The organism is Candidatus Erwinia dacicola (assembly GCF_001756855.1).
Taxonomy (GTDB): domain Bacteria; phylum Pseudomonadota; class Gammaproteobacteria; order Enterobacterales; family Enterobacteriaceae; genus Erwinia; species Erwinia dacicola.
This window is the reverse complement of record NZ_MAYS01000218.1, coordinates 1-2,776: the sequence shown is the minus strand read 5'-3', so window position 1 is coordinate 2,776 and position 2,776 is coordinate 1. Positions and strand designations below refer to the sequence as shown.

Genomic DNA, 2,776 nt, shown 5'->3' with positions numbered 1-2,776 from the left:
GGGGTAATTGTCGCCTAATAGCGCACCAGCGTGTTGAACACAGCAATAGAAACCGTCATAAGCGGCACGATAACAGGGCGTGACTAGGTGAACATAGTAGTGAAGAACCGAGGCGAGAGAGGATTTTGCGCGCAACCACCATGCAACCAATTGTAAAAGCGGAATAAATCAGCCACCGCACGATTTATAGCGCAGCGATTTAATTTTTATCTACAAAGAGTTAGGTAAGCGTTACATACAGACCGTATTGACAGGTTCATTTAAGGTGGAGTGGCGATAGTACAAGCATACGTTGACCTATTTTCTAATCTACCAGAAACCGATAGAAAGGGGCCATACTGGGTTTGTCCTTCTGCCAGCTAACCGTTGGCAGACGCTTGATATTGTTATTCTGTTTCTAAAGGTAACTGCTTCAGAGTGCACAACCGCAGTGCGCTACTGCATAAAATGCTGGCTCGGTGATTCAAAAGGAAGGGCCGGTTAGTTTCTCCGTGTCCAAATTCTGGATAGTAATAAACGGGGTAGTTAACACGATCTGCAAAATGCTGTACCACTTCTCTGTAAAGACTTTTTTCACCATCGTCTGGATTCTGAGAGTAAAACTGACCAAACACAACGGCTCGTGGGTGAAATCTTCTGTTGTACTCAATCTGGTGAAGGGTCCGGTCAAGCTGCTTTGCCGTCACTCCTGTATCTTCAAGTATCATTATTTTGTCCATGTAAGCACCCTCATATTTAGTGGAGAACAGCGACTGGACCAGCGTCAGATTTCCTCCATCCAGCTTACCGGTAACCGTTTTAATAGCCTGAGGGTTCAGCGGTTCGACGCCAGAGTAGTTCACCCCATGAGATAGCGTAACAAATACCTCATTCAGGCTACTGTTCAGATTAAGCGTTTTGTTTTTGTCAATCTCATTCGTGTCCTTGTTGTAAGCGGCGACGACACCGTGCACGCTTGGCCAGTTCAGTTCATGGTTAACAAAGTTATGAATGGCTGTCACGTCGCTGAAACCGATAATGATTTTCGGTGTGGATGAGGAAATACGTTTCCGGTTTGAATGAAGAGCAGGGTAAAGGTTTACAGCCCCTGAGCCGCCCCTGACAAACCAGAGATAGCGCATATCCGGGTCACTGAGAGCATCAGTGAGCGTTTTAGCACGTTTCTCATCGGTGTTGACATAACCAAGCCGAGTAGGATTCTGGTCAAGATAACGGCGGTCAATGGAGTAGCACAGGCGGGAGAACGCTTTATCAATCTCAGGAATGAACTTTTCGTCATACTGCGACGAGCTTGCAATCAGATATATTTTCCCCTTCTGACCGGAACAGTCTTTTTGTACAGGCGTTTCGGTGTAAACAGTGTCTTCTTTAACTGGGAGGGATGGGGGCGTACATCCAGAAAGAAAAAGCAAAAGGAGAGGCCCGGTGACTCTCATGGTCTTACTGTTGTTTACCTGCATCATTTTTATCCTCCTAAATAATATGCTGAGTACCGTCAGTGCTTTCTGATGGTTGCCATACAACAGAATCTGTCACTTTCTGCCTCATTGATGGTGAATAAAAAAGGCCTGAGAGCAAATGTATAGGCCTTTTAGGCACTGAAAAACTGCAACTTTCCCGGATGTGTCGGGTGCATCCCGATAGGTCAGAAAGGTCAGAATCTGACCTGCCGTTGCTACTCATTGCCTAGATGATAGTATGTTTGTATCTGACTTGGTTCCTCCGCGAAGGGGGCATCCGTCTGTTCTCACCCATCAGCTTCCATAAGAAAACTGAGCAGTGCCGGGTACCTCTCGGTGAGTCAGGGAATACCACAACCTGACCCCCTCAGCGGCAGGGCTTTCACCTGAGGGATCCCCAGAAAATTTAGTAAACCAAAATCATATCGTTATACCTTTGCTGTAATTTCTTCAGTCCCGAGTCCAGCGACAGGGTTTTCAATATGAGCGGGGAATGTCGAAATACATTCTCTGCCAGCTTTAACAATGAAACAACTCGCCTGTGCTTCACCGTATTTGCCTGATATTTAGAGTGTATTCCTTTGTTTTCAAAGCAGAAGCCGCTTAACCACATGATGATACTGGCTAAAGTCGCGATCAGGCTCAACACTGCAACTCTTTCCGCTGAATGGCTGGCTCCGAACCTTAGCCCAAATCCCCAGCGAGGATTTTTCTCATCTCTGAAATTTTGCTCGATTTGCATTCTGCAGCTGTATAACTTCATCACCTGTCTGGGCAAGAAATCCGTGCTGTTTGTGAAAATAAACCAGGGTGATTTCCCTGCTGTACGGGCTTTAGCCGTCACTGTTGCTCTGACCGCTCTTTCCTTTGAACGCTTGAACTGACGGCCTTTAGGTCTGCTCCTGTAAAGATAAAAATGGCCTTCATGCTGTGCTTCTTTACTTCGTCCCAGCAGACCCCTGCCTAAATAAATCGCCGTTGTGGATGCTTTTTTGCCTGAATCTAAAACCTTTTCTGTCGCTACCGATGTAAAACTGGCCCACCTGCCGATGTAAATCTGACCCACCCAGGGTAAAAATGGCAGTTTTAAGGCACTGCCAATGATGACATTGGAGACCAGAGTGGAGATGAGTGTTTTACACCGTCAGGGCATGTCGATACGCGCCATCGCGCGCCAGCTTTCATGCTCCCGTAAGACCGTTCGCAGATATATCCGTAGCCCGCTGCCCGTAGCGGATATCCGCCACAAGCCTCGCGCACCCAGACCCTGCAAGCTTGACCCGTTCAAGCCCTATATCCTTGAGCGCGTGGCCGCT

The 2,776-nt window shown here is 47.4% G+C and carries 3 protein-coding genes; 1 reads left to right on the top strand and 2 read right to left on the bottom strand.

What is annotated here, in order from left to right:
* Positions 1 to 386 precede the first annotated feature (386 nt).
* Entirely contained in the window at positions 387 to 1,463 is a 1,077-nt protein-coding gene (locus tag BBW68_RS06840; RefSeq protein ID WP_070134552.1) for an LD-carboxypeptidase, read from the bottom strand.
* Between the two features lie 403 nt (positions 1,464 to 1,866).
* Positions 1,867 to 2,526 (bottom strand): IS4 family transposase, encoded by a 660-nt coding sequence (locus BBW68_RS06835; protein ID WP_276325379.1) that lies wholly within the window; start codon positions 2,524 to 2,526, stop codon positions 1,867 to 1,869.
* 34 nt (positions 2,527 to 2,560) lie between these two features.
* Here BBW68_RS06835 and BBW68_RS16110 point away from each other — a divergent pair.
* On the top strand, positions 2,561 to 2,776 hold a 216-nt coding region (locus BBW68_RS16110), incomplete at its 3' end, for a helix-turn-helix domain-containing protein (RefSeq protein ID WP_148127578.1).

What these genes read in the sequence shown, in the direction of transcription:
- BBW68_RS06840 (WP_070134552.1), bottom strand. Translation starts at nt 1,463, where the DNA reads ATGATGCAGGTAAACAACAGTAAGACCATGAGAGTCACCGGGCCTCTC.